Source organism: Pseudomonas sp. Irchel s3f19 (genome assembly GCF_900187555.1).
Lineage (GTDB): Bacteria > Pseudomonadota > Gammaproteobacteria > Pseudomonadales > Pseudomonadaceae > Aquipseudomonas > Aquipseudomonas capeferrum.
Genome location: NZ_FYDW01000011.1, coordinates 79563 through 99276, shown reverse-complemented (window position 1 = coordinate 99276; position 19714 = coordinate 79563). Strand labels below are relative to the sequence as shown.

Below are 19714 nucleotides of genomic sequence, written 5' to 3'. Positions count from 1 at the left end.
CACACGTCCTACAGGTATTAACAGGCACCGGAACGCCGTCTGCCTTAGCATACGCACGGTCATCATCGGAAGATCCGTATGCTTATTACCCGTATTCCTCGCCTGCGCCCCGTGGCGCTACTGGCGTTTCTGAGCATCTCCCTGGCCGGCTGTGGCGACAGCAACGAGCAGGAAGAAAAAAACCCCGCCCCCCACGTCCGCGTGGAAACCCTGCAATTGCAGCCACTGGCCATCAGCAGCGAACTCAGCGGCCGGATCCTCGCCCCGCGCACTGCCGAAGTGCGCGCACGGGTGGCCGGCGTGGTGCTCAAGCGGGTGTACCGTGAAGGCAGCGACGTCAAGCAAGGCGACGTGCTGTTTCTGATCGACCCGGCGCCGTTCAAGGCCGACCACGACAGCGCCCGCGCCACCCTGGCCAAGGCCCAGGCCAACCTGTATCAAGCGCGCCTGCAAGAGCAACGCTACCGCGAGCTGGTCGACGAAAAGGCCGTGAGCCGCCAGGAATACGACAATGCCCGGGCCAGCTTCCTGCAGGCCGACGCCGAAGTGTCCGAAGCCAAGGCCGCCCTGGAGCGCGCCCGCCTGAACCTGGGTTATGCCACGGTAACCGCGCCGATCTCTGGGCGAATCGGCCGTGCGCTGGTGACCGAAGGTGCACTGGTTGGGCAAAACGAGAGCACGCCCCTGGCCACCATCCAGCAACTGGACCCGATTCACGCCGACGTCACCCAGTCGACCCGCGAGCTCAACGCCCTGCGCCGTGCCCTGCGTGCCGGCGAGCTGCAGCAGGTCGGCGACGGCCAGGCCCGCGCCACCCTGATCCAGGACGATGGCAGCGCCTACCCGTTGCCCGGCAAGTTGCTGTTCTCCGACATCAGCGTCGACCCGAGCACCAACCAGATCACCCTGCGCAGCGAGTTCCCCAACCCGGACCTCGACCTGCTGCCAGGTAGCTACGTGCGCGTGCGCCTGGAGCAGGCGGTGCAGCCCAAAGGCCTCAGCGTGCCGCAGCGCGCCATCCTGCGTGACAGCGCCGGCGTGCCGAAAGTGCTGGTGGTCGACTCGCAGGCCCGCATCAGCGACCGTCAGGTGGTGCTGGGCAATGCCCAGGGCGACCGCTGGGTCGTCAGCGAAGGCTTGGCGCCCGGTGAACAAGTGGTTATCGAAGGCCTGCAGCACGTCAAGGCCGGCGACCAGGTGCAGGTCGAAGCGAGCCAGGGCACAGCGCCCGGCGCGCCGCCCATCGCACAGCACAACAGCCAGTGAGGGGCTGACCCATGCCGCATTTCTTCATTGACCGCCCGGTGTTCGCCTGGGTGGTCGCGTTGTTCATCCTGCTGGCCGGCGCCTTGGCCATCCCGCAGTTGCCGGTGGCCCAGTACCCCAACGTGGCCCCGCCACAGGTGGAAATCTATGCCGTGTACCCTGGCGCCTCGGCGGCGACCATGGACGAAAGCGTGGTCAGCCTGATCGAGCAGGAGCTCAACGGTGCCGACAACCTGTTGTATTTCGAGTCGCAAAGCAGCCTGGGCAGCGCCACCATCACCGCCACCTTCGAGCCTGGCACCCACCCCGACCTGGCCCAGGTCGATGTGCAGAACCGCCTGAAGGTGGTCGAGTCGCGCCTGCCCCGCCCCGTGACCCAGCAGGGCCTGCAAGTGGAAAAGGTATCCACCGGCTTCCTGCTGCTGGCCACCCTGACCTCGGAAGACGGCAAGCTCGACGAAACCGCCCTGTCGGATATCCTCGCGCGCAACGTGATGAACGAAATCCGTCGCCTGAAAGGCGTCGGCAAGGCCCAGTTGTATGGCTCCGAGCGCGCCATGCGGATCTGGATCGACCCGAGCAAGCTGATCGGCTTCAACCTCACGCCTAACGACGTAGCCGACGCCATCAGCGCACAGAACGCCCAGGTCGCCCCCGGCAGCATTGGTGACCTGCCCGCCCGTGGCACCCAGGAAATCACCGCCAACGTGCTGGTCAAGGGCCAGCTGAGCACCCCCGAGGAATTCGCGGCCATCGTGTTGCGCGCCAACGCGGACGGCTCCAGCGTGACCATCGGCGATGTCGCCCGGGTCGAGATCGGCGCCCAGGAATACCAGTACGGCACGCGCCTGAATGGCAAGCCGGCCACCGCCTTCAGCGTGCAGTTGGCCCCTGGCGCCAACGCCATGGAAACCGCCGACCTGGTGCGGGCGAAAATGCAGGAGTTGTCGCGCTACTTCCCGGAGGGGGTGAAATACGACATCCCTTACGACACCTCGCCCTTCGTCAAGGTGTCCATCCAGCAGGTGATCAACACCCTGTTCGAGGCCATGTTGCTGGTGTTCGCGGTGATGTTCCTGTTCCTGCAGAACCTGCGCTACACGCTGATCCCGACGCTGGTGGTGCCGGTGGCACTGATGGGCACCTTCGCCGTGATGATGGCCATGGGCTTCTCGGTCAACGTGCTGACCCTGTTCGGCATGGTGCTGGCCATCGGCATCCTGGTCGACGATGCCATCGTGGTGGTGGAAAACGTCGAGCGGATCATGGCCGAAGAAGGCCTGCCGCCCAAGCAAGCCACGCGCAAGGCCATGGGCCAGATCAGCGGGGCGATCGTCGGCATCACCCTGGTGCTAGTGGCGGTGTTCCTGCCCATGGCCTTCATGAAAGGTTCGGTGGGGGTGATCTACCAGCAGTTCTCGGTGTCCATGGCGGTGTCGATTCTGTTCTCGGCGTTTCTTGCCCTGAGCCTGACCCCTGCCCTGTGCGCCACCCTGCTCAAGCCGCTGGCCAAAGGTGAGCACCACGAACGCAAGGGCTTCTTCGGCTGGTTCAACCGGCGCTTCGATAGCATGAGCAACGGCTACCAGCGCTGGGTCGTGCACGCGCTCAAACGCAGCGGCCGTTACTTGCTGGTGTATGGCGTGCTGCTGGCCGTGCTGGGCTATGGCTTCAGCCAGCTGCCCACAGCGTTCCTGCCGACCGAAGACCAGGGCTACACCATCACCGACATCCAGCTGCCGCCCGGTGCCAGCCGCATGCGCACCGAGCAGGTGGCCGCCCAGATCGAGGCGCATAACGCCGAAGAACCGGGTGTAGGCAACACCACGCTGATCCTCGGCTTCAGCTTCTCCGGCAGCGGGCAGAACGCGGCGCTGGCCTTCACCACGCTCAAGGACTGGTCCGAGCGCGGTGCCGACGACAGCGCCCAGTCGATCGCCGACCGCGCCACTATGGCCTTCACCCAGCTCAAGGATGCCGTGGCCTACGCTGTACTGCCGCCCCCTATCGATGGCCTGGGTGAGTCGACCGGTTTCGAGTTCCGCCTGCAGGACCGGGGTGGCATGGGCCACACTGAACTGATGGCCGCGCGCGATGCATTGCTGGCCAATGCCGGCAAGAGCAAGGTGCTGACCAACGTGCGCGAGGCTTCGCTGGCCGAAAGCCCACAGGTGCAACTGGAAATCGACCGTCGCCAAGCCAATGCCCTGGGTGTGTCGTTCGCCGACATCGGCGCAGTGCTGGATACCGCCGTAGGCTCCAGCTACGTCAACGACTTCCCCAACCAGGGCCGTATGCAGCGGGTGGTGGTGCAGGCCGAGGGCGACCAGCGCAGCCAGGTCGAAGACCTGCTGAAAATCCACGTGCGCAACAGCAGCGGCAAGATGGTACCGCTGGGGGCCTTCGTTCAGGCGAAATGGGTCAGCGGCCCGGTACAACTGACGCGCTACAACGGTTACCCGGCGGTTTCGATCTCCGGTGAACCGGCCGCGGGCTACAGCTCGGGCGAAGCCATGGCCGAAGTCGAGCGCCTGGTCGCGCAACTGCCCGCCGGTGCGGGCCTGGAATGGACCGGCCTGTCCCTGCAAGAGCGGCTGTCCGGCAGCCAAGCACCGATGCTGATGGCGCTGTCGCTGCTGGTGGTGTTCCTGTGCCTGGCAGCGCTGTACGAAAGCTGGTCGATCCCGACCGCCGTGCTGTTGGTAGTTCCGCTCGGTGTGCTCGGTGCGGTGCTGGCCGTAACCCTGTGCGGCATGCCCAATGACGTGTTCTTCAAGGTCGGCGTGATCACCCTGATCGGCCTTTCGGCAAAGAACGCGATCCTCATCATCGAGTTCGCCAAGAGCCTGATGGACCAAGGCGTCGATGCCGTGGACGCTGCGGTACAGGCAGCCCGCCTGCGCCTGCGGCCGATCGTCATGACCTCGCTGGCCTTCATCCTCGGCGTGGTCCCCCTGGCCGTCGCCACCGGCGCCAGCTCGGCGAGCCAGCAGGCGATTGGTATCGGGGTGATCGGCGGCATGCTCAGCGCAACCCTGGCGGTGGTGTTCGTGCCCTTGTTCTTCGTGGTGGTGATGCGCCTGGCCGGGCGGGGTAAGGCCAAGCCTGAAGCGCGAGCCAGCCACGCCACTGAAGGCTGACAGGTCGGGGTAAGCCGATGAACAGGAGCGTTGGCGTTGCGCTCCACGCTCCTGTTCTGGTTAACCCGCTACTTGTTGTTAACCGCCGCCTTTAGCTTCGTGCCCGCTGTGAAAGCAGCCTTGTTTGCTGCAGGGATATCCAGCGGCGCCTTGGTCCGAGGATTTCGGCCAACCCGAGCAGGCCTGTGCTTCAACTTGAAAGTACCGAAGCCAATCAGGGCAACCTGGTCTCCCGTCGTCAACGCTTGGGTAACTTCTTCAATGAAAGCATCGAGGGCTTTTGCAGCCTTCAACTTTGAGACTTCTGCCTTTTCCGCGATGGACTTGGTCAGTTCGCCTTTGTTCATAGACTCGCTCCTTGGTTTGCAGGCTTGTCCCCAGGACAGCGCCGTCGGCGTATTTAGGGCCCCATTGGGGTAAGCCCACAACTGGTAAAAATGTCAGGTCGCGCACCCTGTTGTTCTGCCAATCTGGACTTTCACTTCCAGGCATGGGAGGTTGCCAAGCCTTGAACCTTGGAAACTGCCCGATGACCTGCCCCCCCTTGCCCTGCTGTTCTGTTCTCATCCTCGCCGGCGGCCGTGGCCAGCGCATGGGCGGCCGCGACAAGGGGTTGCTGGCCTGGAAGGGCGAGCCGCTGGTGGCGCATGTACAGCGCGTGGTGCGGCCGTTGAGCGATGACCTGGTGATATCCTGCAACCGCAACCAGGCGGCCTATCGGGCCTATGCCGACCAGTTGGTCGGGGACGCCGACCCGGACTTCCCCGGGCCGTTGGCCGGGGTGATCGCCGGCCTTGCCGCGGCGCGGCACGAATGGGTGGTGGTGCTGGCTTGCGATGCGCCGCTGATCGACCCAGTGTTGATCGAGGAATTGCTGCAGTTGGCGGTGACTGGCAACAGTGCGGCGATGGTGCGCCAGGGCGGTTACTGGCAACCGATGTTCAGTGTATTGCCGCGCAGGCTGTTACCGATGCTGCAACAGGCCTGGGCGGCCGGTGAGCGGAGTTTGCAGAAGGCCCTGCTGCTTGAGCCGGTGCAGGGGCTGGAGTGTGCCGAGGGTGACCGCAGGTTGAGCAATTTCAATAGCCCTGACCTGCTGCAGGGCTGAAGGGTCGATTTCCTCCACGCATTAACCAGCCGACAGCTCCCCGACGCTGATCTCGCGCATTCTGAACTTCTGCACCTTGCCGGTCACCGTCATCGGGAACTCATCGACAAAACGGAAGTAGCGCGGCACCTTGAAATGGGCAATCCGCGCCCTTGCCCATTCGCGCAGCTCGTCTCCAGTGGCCGCATGCCCCGGATGCAACCGCACCCAGGCAACGATCTCCTCGCCATACTTGCTGCACGGCACGCCAATCACCTGCACGTCGGCGACCGCCGGGTGAGTGAAGAAAAACTCCTCCAGCTCACGCGGGTAGATGTTCTCGCCGCCCCGAATGATCATGTCCTTGCTGCGCCCGACGATGCGCACATAGCCCTGCTCGTCCATCACCGCCAGGTCACCGGTATGCATCCAGCCTTCGGCATCGATGCTTTCGGCCGTGGCCTTGGGGTTGTTCCAGTAGCCCAGCATCACGCTGTAACCACGGGTACAGAGCTCGCCGATCTCACCGCGCGGCACGCTGTGGCCATCGCCATCGACGACCTTGTTCTCCAGCCACGGCTGGGTCCGCCCGACACTGCTCACCCGCCGCTCCAGGTCATCATTGGCGCCGGTCTGCAATGACACCGGGCTGGTTTCAGTCATGCCATAGGCAATCTGCACCTCGGCCATGTGCATCTCGTCGATGACCCGGCGCATGACTTCGATCGGGCAGGTAGCGCCGGCCATGATGCCGGTGCGCAGGCTCGAGAGGTCGAACGCGTGACGTTGCGGGTGATCCAGTTCGGCGATGAACATGGTCGGTACGCCGTACAGTGCCGTGGCCTTCTCTTCGGCGACCGCGCGTAACGTGGCCAACGGGTCGAACGCATCGTTGGGGTAGATCAGCGTACTGCCATGGGTCATGCAGCCCAGGTTGGCCATGACCATGCCAAAGCAGTGGTACAGCGGTACCGGCACCACCAAGCGATCATGCTCGGTCAGGCCGAGGCTTTCGCCGACCATGTAGCCATTGTTGAGGATGTTGCTGTGGCTCAGCGTGGCGCCCTTGGGGAAGCCGGTAGTGCCGGAGGTGTACTGGATGTTGATCGGGTCGTCACAGTGCAGTTGCGCCTGGCGCGCCGCAAGGGCCTCGGCGCTGACGGCATCGGCGCGAGCCTGCAAGGCGTCCCAGGCCATAAAGCCCGGCGGCGGTGCCGCAGCCAGGCTCACCACCCCGCGCAGTTCGGGGAAGCGCTCGCAGGCCAGTGCGCCCGGCGTGCCATGGGCAAGGCCCGGGACCAGGCCGAGCAGCATGGCGTGGTAATCGGAAGTCTTGAAGGCGTCGGCGCAGATCACCCAACGGCAACCCGACTGGACCAGGGCGTAGTCCAGTTCGCTTGTGCGGTAGGCCGGGTTGATGTTGACCAGGATTGCCCCGACCTTGGCGCTGGCGAACTGGGTGATACACCACTGGGCACAGTTGGGGGCCCAGATGCCCAGGCGGTCGCCCGGTTGCACGCCCAGGGCCATGAGCGCGCGGGCGTGCTGGTCGACGGCTGCGGCCAGTTGCCGCCAGGTGTAGCGCAATGATTGGTGGTGAACGACCAGGGCTTCGCGGTCGGGGAAGCGGGCCACGGTGGTGTCGAAGGCGTCGCCGATGCATTGGGTAAGCAAGGCCTTGCCCTGGTCGCCCTGGGAGTAGCTTGGCTGGGTCATGGGTGCGCTCTTGTTGTTCTTGTGTTGATTGGCCGGCCCTTGCGCAGGCAACACCGCCCCCACAGGTACTGCACGCCCTGTGGGAGCGGGTTTATCCGCCCTACCTGACAAACACTTGCGGCGTAGTGGTCGACATGTCCCCACCCGGCAGCTTGATGTTCTTCACTTTCTCCAGCGTCTGCGGGTCGAACACCGCCAGGTCGTTGAAGGTGCCGCCCAGGTACAGCTTGTCGCCCTTCTTGTCGAAGGCCACGCAGTAATAGGTGTGCTCAAGGTTAGCTGCCTTGATCAGTTTGCGTTCCTTGATGTCATACCGCGCCAGGCGGTTGAGCACACCGTAGATCTGGTTCGGATCCTTCGGCGAACGCAACCCGGTGAAGTACAGCTCGGTCAGGTCGGCAAACTCCTGGGTGTGGGTCTTGCCGGTCTTCAGGTCCACACTCAGGTAACCATAGAGCAGCTCGGCAGTGGCCGGGTCCTGCTTGTCGTCCTTGAACTTGGCGATGGTATAGAGCATCGAGAACTCGTGCCGGGCGCTCTGGTGCGGCCAGAAATACAGCACGTCCGGGGCGCTGTAGCCGGGCCGGTTCCAGTTGCGCAACGGCAATGCCACCTCGTACCTGCCGGTTTGCACGTCCATCTTGTAGATGTCCGGGCCGGCCACGAACAGGCTGCCATCGTCGGCGGCGCGCATCAGGTACACCTGGCGCGGCATCGGGAAGGTACGCGCAGGTTTGGCATCGAGGCCATCGGCGGTGCGGAACACCTCCAGGCGCGGCGGCTTGACCACATAGTGATCGTTCAGCCGCTGGGTCGGGTTGACCGTGGCATACACCTCTTTACCGTCCGGGCTGATGGCAAAGGAATACATCGATTTGCCGACCTCCCCGGGCACACTGGACAAACTGGCGTGGAAGGTGGTCTTGCAGGTGTCCAGGTCGATGCCGTAGAGGTCGCCGTAATGGTTGTTGAGCACATAGGCGGTGCGGTTGTCGGGCGCCATCATCGCGGTGCCCGGGCCGAACGCGTCAGGCATGCGGCAGCTCTTGTACACCGCATCCGTGGCCACATCGACCACGTGCAGGTTGTTCGGGTAGTTGGTCACGATCAGGTATTCATGGCCAGCCTTCAAGGCCGGCCCGGTGTCGTCAGCCTGTACCGCCCAGGCGCTGGCCGTGGCGGCGACGGTGAGCGCGAGCTGCGCGCAGAGTCCAGGTTTCATGCGGTTTCCCCTTGTCATTCTTGTTGGGCCGGTCACTTGTCTTTCGGGAATACGGTGCCAAGGTTGCGCCAGTCGTCCTGGGAGTTGGTCGCCTGGGCGTTCCAGTCCTGGTAGGTGCTCATCATGTCCGGCACCTGGGCCGGCCACCAGCAGGGGTCGGAACAGCCATAGAGGTCGGCCTCCATGGGCTGGCACAGCGAGCTCACGCCACCGAAGGCGTCCACCTCCCAACCCGGGTCGGTGGTGGCGGTACAGCCCGCCACCGCGCTCATCGCCATGACCTCTTCAACACGGTCTTCGGCAGCGGCCTGTTCGAGGATGCGCGCCTTGTTGTTCAGGGGCTTCAAGTGCTTCATGTCAGTGCGCCTTCCGCGGGGTGATATAGCGGTCGATGAAGGCCGGGTTGGCGGCCATGATGCGGCTGTAGACTTCGATGCCGAAGTCGACCCAGTCGCGCATCAGTTCGCAGTAGTGGTAGGTGGGGTGCTGCGGGTCGCCGTAGCGTGCGTAGCTTTCGTGGTAGCAGCCGCCGGAGCACAGGTTGCGGATACGGCAGCTTTCGCACCCCGTGTTGCTGCGGTCCAGGCGTTGCGACAGGAAGTCATTGAGCTGCGCTTGTTTGACGCCTTGGTGCACATTGCCAAAGGTCGGCAGGCTGGAGCCGGTGAAGCGGTGGCACAGGTTCAGCTCGCCTTCGTGGTCTACCGCCAGCATCTTCAACCCGGCGCCGCATGGCAGGGCTTTCTTGTGGCCTTCGTGGATGTCGGTGATCAGCTGGTGCAAGTTGGAGAAGCCGATGTTGCGGTGCTCCAGCGCTGCTTCCAGGTAGCGTCGGCCCAGGGTTTTCATATTGGCGAACACCTGCACCAGCTCGTCGCCGGTGAGGTTGAACGCCGACAGGTCGCCGGAGGTCACCGGAGCGAAACCGACCTCTGCAAAGCCCAACTCGTTGAACAGGTGATGCCAGATGGTCTCGACATCGGTGATGCCACGGGTCAGGGTCACCCGCGCCCCCACCGGGCGGCTGTTGTAGCGCGACAGCAGCATCTCGGCCTTGCGCCGCACCACGTCGTAGGTGCCCTGCCCGCCCACGGTGATGCGGTTGCGGTCATGCACGGTCTTGGGCCCGTCGATACTGATCGACAAGCCGAAGCGATGGGCGTTGAGCCAGTCGATGATCTCTTCGGTCAGCAAGGTGGCGTTGGTGGTCATGATGAACTCCACCTGCTTGCCAGCCTCGGCAAAACGCCGCTCGCAGTAGGCCACCATGTGCTCGATCAAAGGCCGGTTGGACAACGGCTCCCCGCCGAAGAACACCACGCTGTAGCGTTGCTCGTCGGGCGATTCCTTGAGCAGCATCTCCACCGATGCCTCGGCGGTGGCGGTACTCATCTTCTTGCCGGCCGAAGGTTTGTCCAGGTCCTCCTTGTAGCAGTAGGTGCAACTGAGGTTGCAGCCGGTGTTGACGTTGAGCACCACCGTGTTCAACGCCGTACGCTCGACCTGCTTGAGGGCGATTTCCGGCGTCAGTGGCGAGCCGTCGCTGACCACTTCCAGGGCGATCAGCTCGCGCAGGGTCTCTTCGATATCGACGCCGGCAAACTGCTGGCCGAGGCGCTGCATCAGCTCTTCGGCAGAGCAGCCTTGCTGGCGCAGGGTGTCGATGATGCCGCCGGTTACCGCGTCAGTGGCAAACAGCGAGCTGCTTGGGATATGAAACAGCATGCGGTCGGCATCGACCTGCACTTCGTGCAGGTTGCGTTCGACCAGGTTCAATTGTGCGCCCATGGCGACCTCCGATAATCGATCCGTTGGAAAACGCGTTCACACCTGCCTTATGGCAAGGGCGGGTTGTTCCAGCGTTGGACGGTGACGATCATGTGGCCCTCGCCGGTCTGGCCGCCGTCAGCCAGGGTGGCAATGACCTTCAGGTTGCCCGCGTTGTTGGTCATCATCTTGCGTGCCGGGTTAGGCCCTGCGCCGCCGGGCACGAAGACCCCGTCGGCCTGCATCTGGCCGGCGAACTTGACGTCCTCGTCCTCGACTGCACGCTCGTTGAACGGCTCGACCTTCCACTTGGCCGGCAGGTAACCGATGCGCAGCGGCTGGCCGCTGGCGTCCTTGCCCCAGGCTTCGGCTTCGAAACGCCCTTGCACCTTCGGTACCGAAGCGCCGTTCTCGCCGATGCGGGCGATGGAGAACGCCGGCACCACCTTGACCTCGTCGACCTTGTCGTACACCGCCAGGTTGACGCCCTTGAGCGCGCCCACCACCACTTCTCGCTGGCCTGGCTTGGCGTCTGCCGCCGCGCGCGCCTTGACCCGCATCAGGGTCGGCGTGGCCTCAAGTACTTCGGTCACTTCAACACCTGCGCCCAGTTCCGGCTTGCCCGACAGGCCGCTGCCGACCAGGGTGATCTCGCTCTCGGCACCCACCTTGATGTACGCCGGCTGCACTGCCAGCAGGCGTGCCTTGCCCGCTTTCACGGCGCTGAAATCCAGGCCGCGCTCATCGTGATCGGCCTCGAACATGCGGCCTTTCATCTCGCCATCCAGCGCCGCGAATACCTGGCGCAGGTTGCTGTCGCCGACTTTCACGTTGCCGCGCCATTCATAGCCGTTGTAGAGAATCGCCGAGCCGCTGCCCGTGAACGGCGTACCGTCGGCGTAGCTGCCGTTGACCTCGACCTTGAAGGTGTCGCCCTCCCCCGCGCTGACAGTCATCACCCCGCGTACATCGCCTTTGGCCAACATGTGGCCGCTGAACGCCCACTGCCCTGGCAACGCATCGGCCTTGGGCCGGGCCTGCTGCCATTGGGCCCAGGCCGGGCTGTCGAGCGGGAAGCGCTTGGCCAGGTCCGGCACCACTTGCTTGAGGGCGATTTCCAGCCAGTCGCGATCGCGGGCCTGGGCCTGGTATTCGAGGGACGGCCATTGGCCGAGGTGGAAGTTGACCAGGTGTTCCCATTCCTGGGCCGGGCGGCGTTGCAAGGCGACCCGGGCACCGGAGTGGCAACGGCCACAGGTTTCACTGAGCTGTTGGTCGAAGTGCTCGACCGTGTTCAGCCGGCGCTCCATGGCGTAACGCACGCCGTCGGTTTCACTGGGCGCCAGGCCCTGCTTGTCGGCCAGGTACTTGACCAGGGTGCGCCGATCATCGTCGCTGATCTGCAGGCCGTGCATGACCTGCATGCGGGCGATGCTCATCAGCCAGCCTTCGGGCGTCTTGCGCTGATGGCTGATGCGGCTGTAGTTGTCGTTGCCCTCGGGGATATGGCAACCCATGCACTTGGTTTGCAACAGGCTCGGGCCCTGCTCGGCCGCCATGGCCTGGGTGCTCAGCAGCGCGGCGGCGACCAGCGCCAGTTTGCCCGCATGCCGCCGGAGTCGAGTCGTCTTCAAGGTCAGACCTCCACGGTTGTTGTTCTTATCGTTTTTGCACGCTTTGGTACAGCAGATGTGCATGTGACTATGGCGATACAGGAACTGTGCCACCTGCTTCAAATGTGTTGAATTTCAGCCTCTTAGTAGGTTTACAACGGTCGTGAAGGCGAACCTGAGCCTTGTCGGAGCGTGCCATTTCGCGACAGTGTGTTTCATGTTGAGACAGGGCCCTGCCCCGCGAAGAGGCCAGTGCAGGCAGTGTTTCACCACCGTCTCACAGCGTCTCAATGTGCAACAGCGCAACCCTGCAATCGCAACCTTGCACGGCGGCAAACCCCAAGCGCCTCAAGCCCTTGGACCCGATCGGCGACCTTGGCACGGCCATTGCGCAACCGCCTCTCACATTCCAATGACAAGAGGCACTGCCCCATGCTTTCCGAACTGCCCATCCTGCCCGCCACCCGCGCCTTCCTCGAACGCAAGCTGAAGATGCGCATCGGCGCCGACTGGCAGGACGCCGCCAGCGGGCGCACCCTGTCGTTTCGCAACCCGGCCACTGGCGAGGTGCTCGGTGAAGTGCCCGCCGCCGACGCCGAAGATGTCGACCGCGCCGTACGTGCCGCGCGCCAGGCCTTCGACGATTCGCCGTGGAGCCGCCTGCGCCCGCGAGAGCGCCAGAACATGCTGTGGCGTCTGGCCGACCTCATGGAGCGCGATGCGCAACAACTGGCTGAGCTTGAGTGCCTGAACAACGGTAAGAGCGCCGCCGTGGCCAAGGTCATGGACGTGCAGTTGGCCATCGATTTCTTGCGCTACATGGCCGGCTGGGCCACCAAGATCGAGGGTAGCACCGTCGAAGCTTCGATGCCGTTGATGCCCAACGACCAGTTCCACGGCTTTGTCCGCCGCGAGGCGGTTGGCGTGGTGGGCGCCATCGTCGCCTGGAACTTCCCGCTGCTGCTGGCCTGCTGGAAGCTGGGCCCGGCCTTGGCCACCGGCTGCACGGTGGTGCTCAAGCCCGCCGACGAAACCCCACTGACCGCGCTCAAACTGGCCGAACTGGTGGACGAAGCCGGCTACCCGGCCGGCGTGCTCAACGTAATTACCGGCACCGGCCTGAATGCCGGTGCGGCGCTCAGCCGCCACCCGGGCGTCGACAAGCTGACCTTCACCGGCTCGACCGAAGTCGGCAAGCTGATCGGCAAGGCGGCCATGGACAACATGACCCGCGTCACCCTGGAACTCGGCGGCAAGTCGCCGACCATCGTCATGCCCGACGCCAACCTGCAAGAAGCCGCCGCCGGCGCCGCCACGGCAATCTTCTTCAACCAGGGCCAGGTGTGCTGCGCAGGCTCGCGGCTGTACGTGCACCGCAAGCACTTCGACAACGTGGTGGCCGACATCGCCGGCATTGCCAACGGCATGAAGCTCGGCAGCGGGTTGGACCCAGCGGTGCAAATGGGCCCGCTGATCTCGGCCAAGCAGCAGGACCGCGTCACCGGCTACATCGAGCTCGGCCGCGAGCTGGGCGCAACCATTGCCTGCGGTGGCGAAAGCTTCGGGCCGGGGTACTTCGTCAAGCCGACCGTCATCGTCGATGTCGATCAGCGCCACCGCCTGGTGCAGGAAGAAATCTTCGGGCCGGTGCTGGTGGCGATGCCGTTCGATGACATCGACGAGGTGATCGGCATGGCCAACGACAACCCCTATGGGCTGGGGGCGAGCATCTGGTCGAACGACCTGGGGGCGGTGCATCGGATGATTCCGCGGATCAAGTCCGGGTCGGTGTGGGTCAACTGCCACAGCGCGCTCGATCCTGCCCTGCCGTTCGGTGGCTACAAGATGTCCGGCGTCGGCCGCGAAATGGGTGCGGCGGCCATCGAGCACTACACCGAACTCAAGTCGGTGTTGATCAAGCTCTGACCTTCAGCCGCTACCGGCCCTTGCACAGGTACACCACTGAACGCGAAAGCTGTGGGGTACCTGTGGCAGCGGGTTCACCCGCGAAGCGGCCGGCACAGGCCGCGCAAAAACAACAATTGTGGGGGCGTGAAACGCCCCCGGGTTCTCAACCATAGCCCTGTTCAACGAGCCAACGCCGCACCCACATCTGCTGCTCCTGCGGCTGCCCCGCAAGCACAGCATTTAGCGCCTGGCCAGCCTGCAACCTGCGTACCAGCGGCGCCAGTTCCACGCCCTGCAAATGCCAGACCCCAAGCGGCTGGTCCGCCGTCACCACCACCTCGGCTTCGTCCACCAGCCCGTCACGCAGTACCGGTCGCCGCGCCACCCGTACCGCCTGCCAGTCCGCGGCCGTGTGCAGCGGTTGTGCATCCGGCCACCCCTGGCGACCGTCCCAGAACGGTTGCCCGGCCCGGCCTTGCTCCTGGGCATAGAAATCCCGACCGATGCGGGCAAAGCGCAGGAACAGTTGCTCGACCCGCTGCCGATGAAACTGCAGCGCCAACGCCGCCCGCTCGGGCCGGCGCAACAGGGTGTTGATGACCACAGGCGCCTGCAGCGCCGAGGACAGCGACTGGAAAATGCCGTTGCCCGACAAGGGGTCTACCGCCATCGCCGCATCACCCACCCGCAGCCAGCTCTCTGCGGCACAGTCGCCCGCCAGGATCGCCGTGCTGCTGCGCGCATGTACCTGCGCCGGTGCCAGCGCCTGCTCATCGAACAGCTCGGCCACCAGCGCGCTGTGCCGTCGGCGGTTGGCGCAAGAGTCAGCCAAAGCCGCCTTGCCCGGCAGCCCTGCGGCGTCCAGGGTGACCTGCCAGTAGCAGCGGCCATCTTCCAGGCGGGCCATCCACGCCCAGCCGTCCTCCAGGCTTTCCACCGCCGATGCCGGCACGCCTGGGCGACCTTGCCAGGTGTTGAGGAGGCTGACCGTCTCCGGCCCTCGCAGGCGGTCGGCGGCTAGCGGTGCCTGGCGGCCGCGGGCTTCGACCAGAAACTGCGCCGCCAGTACCTGGCCATCGTCAAGGCGCACACGGTGCCCGTCTTGTTGCGACACCTCACGCACCCGGCCCTCGACCACGGTCACGCCGGCACTGAGCAAATCGTCACGCAGTGCCCGGTCAAAGCGTTGCCTGTCGAGCAGAAACTCCTGGTTCATCTGCAGGTGCTGGCCGTTCCAGCGCACCTGCCGGCTTGCCGGCATCGCTGCCTGCCTCAGCGCGCCGCCAAGGCCTGCGTGGCGCAAACCTTCCAGTACCCGTTGTGAAACGCCTTCGACCGCAGCAAAGCGGCGCCATTCAGAGACCACCGTGACCGGGTAGCCCAGGCGCCGCAAACCGATGGCCGTGGCCGCCCCTGCAGGGCCGGCGCCCAGCACCAGGATGCGTGGCTCAGACATCTTCGGCAACTCGCCGCTCAGGGCCATTGAACGCGGCATGGGCGCGCAACCAGTCGAACACCTGCTGGCGTTGCAGGCCCGGCCGTTCCCGCAGCAACGCCGCCACCCGACCGGTCAAGGCCGCACAGCCCAGGCTTGCACCGGCCAGGCCGCCTGCGCCCACAGCGCCACCGAAGTCGGCCTGGGTGCTGCCGAGCCACGACCACTGCCCCGCTGCACAGCGGGCATCGCCGGTCATGCGGATCACGCCTGGGTAGCTCGCCGGGTAGACCGCGCCGCCCTGTGCCGGGCTGGAGGCGCACAGCAGCACGCCGGCGGCCTGGGCCTCGGCACAGGCCTGATGCAGCACCGGCCGGTCCTGATGCAGGCCAAGGCTGAGGTTGATCAGTGTCGCGCCCTCTTCCACCAGCCATAACACCGCAGCCGCCACCTGCAACGCACTGGTGCTCGCCTGCGCGTTGAACACCTGAGCCACCAGCAGCGGAACGGGGCCTGATTCACGCAGCAAGCCCGCGACGACAGCGCTGCCGTGCCCCAGCTGGTCAGGCAGCGTTTCACCTTCGCGCAGCTGGCCTTGCTCCAGCCAGAACCGCCGCGCGCCCACCACTTGCACGGCCTGGGCCGACGAGCAGCCACTGTCGATAACCCCGACCCGCAGCTCAGTGCCCATGCCTGATGGCCTCCTGGGGCAAGACCTGCAACTGCCCGTCACGCAACTGCAAGTGCAGGTCGGCATCGGCCAGGGTCGAGGCACGGTGGCTGATCAGGATGCGGGTGCTCCCAGCGAACAACTGGTCGATGGCCGCGATCACTTCCCGCTCAGTCGCTTCGTCCACCGCCGAGGTGGCCTCGTCCAGCACCAGTATCGCCGGGGCCTGCAACACCGCGCGGGCAATGGCGATACGTTGTTTCTGGCCGCCGGACAACTGCTGGCCGCGCTCGCCCAGCAAGCCGTCCAGCCCCAACGGCAGGCTTTCGACCAGGCTGTCCAGGCGTGCCAGGCGCACTACCCGTTCAAGCTCCGCGCGGCTGGCCTGGGGCACCCCGTAGGCGAGGTTCTGCGCCAAGGTGCCACGGAACAGCACGATGTCCTGGCTGACCACGGCGATGCGCCGACGCAGCGCCGCCAGGTCCAGCTCGCGCAGGTCGGTACCGTCCAGCAGGATGCGCCCGGCATCGGGGTCGTAGAAGCGTTGCAGCAGGTCGATCAGGGTCGACTTGCCAACCCCCGAAGCGCCGCTGATGGCAACCTTCAGGCCACCCGGCACGCACACATTCAGGTTGTTCAGCACCGCGCCCTGGCGCCCGTCATGGGCAAAGTGCAAGGCTTCCAGGCGCAACTCGCCTGGCCCGTCGGGTATCGGCCGTGGCGTATCCGCCTGGCGCACGGCCAAGGCTTCCTGCTTGAGTTCCATCACCCGCCCCAGGCTCACGGCCATGCGCTGCACCGCCACATACAAGCCCAACAGGCTTTGCACCGGCCCCACCGCCATGCCCATGTAGGTGGAAAACGCGATCAGCGCGCCCAGCTGCCAGGTGCCCTGGATCACCCACCAGCCGCCCACCAGAAAGGCGCAGGCGCGGCACCACGAGGTCAGCGTGCCGGGTATAGCCTGGGTAAAGAACTCGGTCACCTGGACCTTGAGCAACTGGCTCATGTAGCCCTGGCCCAACTGGTCGAGGCGCCCGGCTTCCCGCCCCTGCTGGCCGGCCGCCTGGATGAACTTCATGGCGGGCAGCGTCTCGACCAGGAACGACGACACGTCCGCCGAGCGCTCGCGCAGGCTGCGTACCTCGCGCTCGACCTTGCGCCGCATCCAGCGCAGCCACAGCACTTCGATCGGGATCAGCAGTGCCAGCAGCAGCGACAACTGCCAGGACAGCATCAGCATCAGGGCCACTGCGCCGACCAGGCCGATCACGGCCGACACCGCCGAAAACAGCGAGTCGACGGCAAAGCGCTGGATTTCGGCAACGTCGCCGTCCAGCCGCGAGAGGATGTCGCCGAGGCGCCGCCGCCCATAGAAGGTCGGCGACAACTGCTGCAGGTGGCGGTACAGGTCGTCGCGCAGGGCAAACAGAATGCGCCCGGACAAGCGTGTATGCAGGTAGCGGTTGACCCCGGCCAGCACGGTGCCGAGCAGGCCCGCCCCGATCATGATCGCCGCCATGTGCCAGAGCGTCTGGTAGTCCTTGGCCAGCAGGCCTTCGTCGATCAGGGTCTTGACCAGCCAGGGTTGCGCCAGGGCCAGCAGCGAGGCGCCCAGGGACAGGCCCAACAACACGCCGATGGCGCGCCGATGGGGGCGCACGAAACCATACAGCCAGGCCAGAGCCTGGCGCATGAGTACAGGGTCGCTGGTCTCTACCAGCCTTGCGAACAGGCCGCCCATGTCAGCTACGCAGCTGCTTGAGCTTGCGGTACAGCGTCGCGCGGCTGATACCCAGGGCCTCGGCGGCGGCCGAGACATTGCCCTGGTGGCGGCCCAGGGCAGTGCGGATCAGGTCCAGTTCGTTGTCCTTGAGGCTGCCGGACGGCGTTGTGCCCGTGGCCAGTTCATCCAGCAGGCAATCGGTGAGGTGATCGAGGGTCAGCACCTGCTCGCCGTCCTCTCGCATGGCCAGCGCGGTGCGCAAGACCATCTCCAATTGGCGGATGTTGCCCGGCCAGTCGAAACCTTCGAGCAAGGCGGCAAGTGCCGGGTCGAGGGTCACCCCTTTGGCGCCGAACTTGTCCAGCAGGCCCTGGATGATCCCGCCCAGGTCATCACGCTCGCGCAGGGCCGGCAAGCGCATCGATACGCCGTTGACCCGGTAGTAGAGGTCTTCGCGAAAATGCTGTTCGAGCACCAGACGCTTGAGGTCGCGGTGGGTGGCGCAGATCAGTGCCACATCGATGTCCTGCTCGTCGCCTGCGCCCAGCGGCGCCACCCGGCGCTCCTGCAAGACCCGCAACAACCTGGCCTGCAGGGCCAGCGGCATGTCGCCGATCTCGTCGAGGAACAGCGTGCCGCCATGGGCTTGCATCAGCCGTCCGACCATCCCGCCACGGCGCGAACCTGTGAATGCCCCTTCGCGGTAACCGAACAGTTCAGACTCGATCAGCCCTTCGGGAATGGCCGCGCAGTTGACCGCTACAAATGGCTTTTCAGCCCGTGGGCTGGCCTGATGCAGCGCGCGGGCGACGACTTCCTTGCCGGTGCCGGTCTCGCCCAGCAGCAGCACCGGCAGGCCATTGCCCAGCCCTTGCCGGGCCATGCGCAGGTTGCGCGCCAGACGCGGGTCGCCGCCGGCCAGAGCCTCCAGCGCAGGCGACTGGGTGGCCGGCACCGGTTTGCTCACCGCCACACTGCCGCTCAGTTGGCCATGGCGCGGCAGTTGCAAAGCACGGAAGAAGAATTCGCCCTTGGCCGTCTGCACACTGCTTACAGCGCCCTGCCACAGCCGGGCGATGAAGGCGGGTGAACGTTCACCCAGCAGCTCGCTGCTACGCCGGCCGAGCAGTTGCTGGCGCGGCACCTGCAGCAGTTGGCAGGCACTGTCGTTGGCTGCCAATACTTCGCCGTCCATGCTCAGCGCCAAGAGGCCGTGCCAGGCACTGTTGAGGTACTGCGCACGGCTGTGGAAGGCCAGTACCAGTTGCTCTGGGTGGCACAGGCCGAACAGCCGGCTTTCGATATTGCCTGCAGCCAGCATCAGCGTAGACAGGCTGTCCTGGGGTTGCGCCATCACCCCTTCGCGGGTGATGTCGAGCACACCGATCACCTCGCCACGCGGGTCGCGCAGCGGTACCGAAGTACAGGAAAACGGGCTGAGGCGATCGAGGTAGTGTTCGCCACAGTTGATCAGGGTCGGCCGCCCTTCCACCACGGCCGTGCCGATGGCGTTGGTGCCGCGCAAGGACTCGCTCCAGCAACTGCCGGGGTGCAGGTCGCGCAGGCCTTCGCGGGTGAGCACGTGGGTCTGGCCTTCGATGGCCAGCACATTGGCCTGGGCATCGCCGAGGATGATGATGCCCGCTTTGCCCTGGCGCGAGACCAGGTAGTCCAGTTCGGGGGTGACGGCATCGACCAGCAGGCGGTTGCGCTCCAGCAGCATGCGCAGGTCGTGGCCTTGTTCAAGGCCCAGGCCAACCTGTTCGCCTTGCAGGCAGTCCAGGCCATGGCCGAGGCTGCGGCGCCAGGACGCGTCGATTTCGTCGCGCAGCACGCCCAGCGGCAGCTCGCCTTCGCTGGCCAGCTTGAGCCGGGCCTGGCGGGATTCGTGTAGTGGGTCTTGGGCGTTTGTTATTTGTTGTCGCGCCATTTTCTACTCCGGCTGCGCCCCGCACGGTAGAGGGGAACGGGCTTGGGAATTTTTCCGCAGTGTGCGGGAGAAATGGGCTGGCGTCATCAGGCTGCTGTCGGGAGGTTGGGGTTGGGGCCTTCAGGGGTATTGCGGGAGATCTTCAGCGCTCTCGAGATCGAGCGCCGCCCGCGCGGCGCTTCGCGGGGCAAGCCCGCTCCCACATCTGTTTCGGGCCAATGAGGTCTGTGGCAT

14 protein-coding genes are annotated in these 19714 nt (G+C 65.2%); 4 read left to right on the top strand and 10 right to left on the bottom strand.

Features of this window, described 5'->3' with window-relative positions:
* Positions 1-78 precede the first annotated feature (78 nt).
* Positions 79-1266 (top strand): efflux RND transporter periplasmic adaptor subunit, encoded by a 1188-nt coding sequence (locus CKW22_RS21545; protein ID WP_095065054.1) that lies wholly within the window; start codon positions 79-81, stop codon positions 1264-1266.
* 11 nt (positions 1267-1277) lie between these two features.
* Positions 1278-4406, top strand: a complete 3129-nt coding sequence (locus tag CKW22_RS21540) for an efflux RND transporter permease subunit (RefSeq protein ID WP_095065052.1) — start codon at positions 1278-1280, stop codon at positions 4404-4406.
* A 68-nt stretch (positions 4407-4474) separates the two neighbouring features.
* On the opposite strand, the gene CKW22_RS21535 is transcribed toward CKW22_RS21540, so the two are convergent.
* The gene (locus CKW22_RS21535; protein WP_047583335.1) at positions 4475-4753 is read right to left on the bottom strand and encodes an HU family DNA-binding protein; all 279 of its coding nucleotides are present in this window, start codon (positions 4751-4753) and stop codon (positions 4475-4477) included.
* 182 nt (positions 4754-4935) lie between these two features.
* Between CKW22_RS21535 and mobA the strand changes: the two genes are divergently transcribed.
* On the top strand, positions 4936-5514 hold the full coding sequence (gene mobA / locus CKW22_RS21530; RefSeq protein ID WP_033697616.1) for a molybdenum cofactor guanylyltransferase MobA: 579 nt from the start codon (positions 4936-4938) through the stop codon (positions 5512-5514).
* A 21-nt stretch (positions 5515-5535) separates the two neighbouring features.
* Here the strand turns inward: mobA and CKW22_RS21525 are convergent, their stop codons facing one another.
* The 5 genes from CKW22_RS21525 to peaA form a co-directional block, all read right to left on the bottom strand.
* Positions 5536-7209, bottom strand: a complete 1674-nt coding sequence (locus CKW22_RS21525; protein ID WP_095065050.1) for a fatty acid CoA ligase family protein — start codon at positions 7207-7209, stop codon at positions 5536-5538.
* 100 nt (positions 7210-7309) lie between these two features.
* Positions 7310-8431, bottom strand: coding sequence for a quinohemoprotein amine dehydrogenase subunit beta (gene peaD / locus CKW22_RS21520; RefSeq protein WP_047583337.1), 1122 nt, complete (start codon positions 8429-8431; stop codon positions 7310-7312).
* A gap of 32 nt (positions 8432-8463) precedes the next feature.
* On the bottom strand, positions 8464-8787 hold the full coding sequence (qhpC, locus tag CKW22_RS21515; protein WP_008091708.1) for a quinohemoprotein amine dehydrogenase subunit gamma: 324 nt from the start codon (positions 8785-8787) through the stop codon (positions 8464-8466).
* Position 8788: 1 nt separating this feature from the next.
* Positions 8789-10219, bottom strand: coding sequence for a quinohemoprotein amine dehydrogenase maturation protein (gene peaB / locus CKW22_RS21510; protein WP_033697612.1), 1431 nt, complete (start codon positions 10217-10219; stop codon positions 8789-8791).
* A 47-nt stretch (positions 10220-10266) separates the two neighbouring features.
* Positions 10267-11832: a quinohemoprotein amine dehydrogenase subunit alpha gene (peaA, locus tag CKW22_RS21505; protein ID WP_047583358.1), complete on the bottom strand. Its 1566-nt coding sequence runs from the start codon at positions 11830-11832 to the stop codon at positions 10267-10269.
* Positions 11833-12243: 411 nt separating this feature from the next.
* On the opposite strand from peaA, the gene CKW22_RS21500 reads away from it, so the two are divergent.
* A complete protein-coding gene (locus tag CKW22_RS21500) occupies positions 12244-13737 on the top strand; it encodes an aldehyde dehydrogenase (RefSeq protein ID WP_033697611.1) in 1494 nt (497 codons plus the stop codon).
* Positions 13738-13882: 145 nt separating this feature from the next.
* Here the strand turns inward: CKW22_RS21500 and CKW22_RS21495 are convergent, their stop codons facing one another.
* The 4 genes from CKW22_RS21495 to CKW22_RS21480 are packed head-to-tail and all read right to left on the bottom strand — an operon-like array spanning position 13883 to position 19480.
* Positions 13883-15175, bottom strand: coding sequence for an NAD(P)/FAD-dependent oxidoreductase (locus CKW22_RS21495; RefSeq protein ID WP_033697610.1), 1293 nt, complete (start codon positions 15173-15175; stop codon positions 13883-13885).
* Positions 15168-15845, bottom strand: a complete 678-nt coding sequence (locus CKW22_RS21490) for a S8 family serine peptidase (protein ID WP_033697609.1) — start codon at positions 15843-15845, stop codon at positions 15168-15170. The genes CKW22_RS21495 and CKW22_RS21490 overlap by 8 nt, the downstream gene beginning before the upstream one ends.
* On the bottom strand, positions 15835-17568 hold the full coding sequence (locus tag CKW22_RS21485; protein ID WP_033697608.1) for an ABC transporter ATP-binding protein: 1734 nt from the start codon (positions 17566-17568) through the stop codon (positions 15835-15837). The genes CKW22_RS21490 and CKW22_RS21485 overlap by 11 nt, the downstream gene beginning before the upstream one ends.
* Position 17569: 1 nt before the next feature.
* Complete coding sequence (locus CKW22_RS21480; protein WP_033697607.1) at positions 17570-19480, bottom strand: sigma-54-dependent Fis family transcriptional regulator; 1911 nt, start codon at positions 19478-19480, stop codon at positions 17570-17572.
* Between the last annotated feature and the right edge of the window lie 234 nt (positions 19481-19714).

Bases quoted from the DNA above. Each gene is read 5' to 3' on its own strand.
- CKW22_RS21485 (WP_033697608.1), bottom strand. From the start codon at position 17,568: ATGGGCGGCCTGTTCGCAAGGCTGGTAGAGACCAGCGACCCTGTACTC.
- CKW22_RS21540 (WP_095065052.1), top strand. From the start codon at position 1,278: ATGCCGCATTTCTTCATTGACCGCCCGGTGTTCGCCTGGGTGGTCGCG.
- CKW22_RS21490 (WP_033697609.1), bottom strand. From the start codon at position 15,845: ATGGGCACTGAGCTGCGGGTCGGGGTTATCGACAGTGGCTGCTCGTCG.
- qhpC (WP_008091708.1), bottom strand. From the start codon at position 8,787: ATGAAGCACTTGAAGCCCCTGAACAACAAGGCGCGCATCCTCGAACAG.
- CKW22_RS21535 (WP_047583335.1), bottom strand. From the start codon at position 4,753: ATGAACAAAGGCGAACTGACCAAGTCCATCGCGGAAAAGGCAGAAGTC.
- peaD (WP_047583337.1), bottom strand. From the start codon at position 8,431: ATGAAACCTGGACTCTGCGCGCAGCTCGCGCTCACCGTCGCCGCCACG.
- CKW22_RS21495 (WP_033697610.1), bottom strand. From the start codon at position 15,175: ATGTCTGAGCCACGCATCCTGGTGCTGGGCGCCGGCCCTGCAGGGGCG.
- CKW22_RS21545 (WP_095065054.1), top strand. From the start codon at position 79: ATGCTTATTACCCGTATTCCTCGCCTGCGCCCCGTGGCGCTACTGGCG.
- CKW22_RS21480 (WP_033697607.1), bottom strand. From the start codon at position 19,480: ATGGCGCGACAACAAATAACAAACGCCCAAGACCCACTACACGAATCC.
- CKW22_RS21500 (WP_033697611.1), top strand. From the start codon at position 12,244: ATGCTTTCCGAACTGCCCATCCTGCCCGCCACCCGCGCCTTCCTCGAA.
- peaB (WP_033697612.1), bottom strand. From the start codon at position 10,219: ATGGGCGCACAATTGAACCTGGTCGAACGCAACCTGCACGAAGTGCAG.
- CKW22_RS21525 (WP_095065050.1), bottom strand. From the start codon at position 7,209: ATGACCCAGCCAAGCTACTCCCAGGGCGACCAGGGCAAGGCCTTGCTT.
- mobA (WP_033697616.1), top strand. From the start codon at position 4,936: ATGACCTGCCCCCCCTTGCCCTGCTGTTCTGTTCTCATCCTCGCCGGC.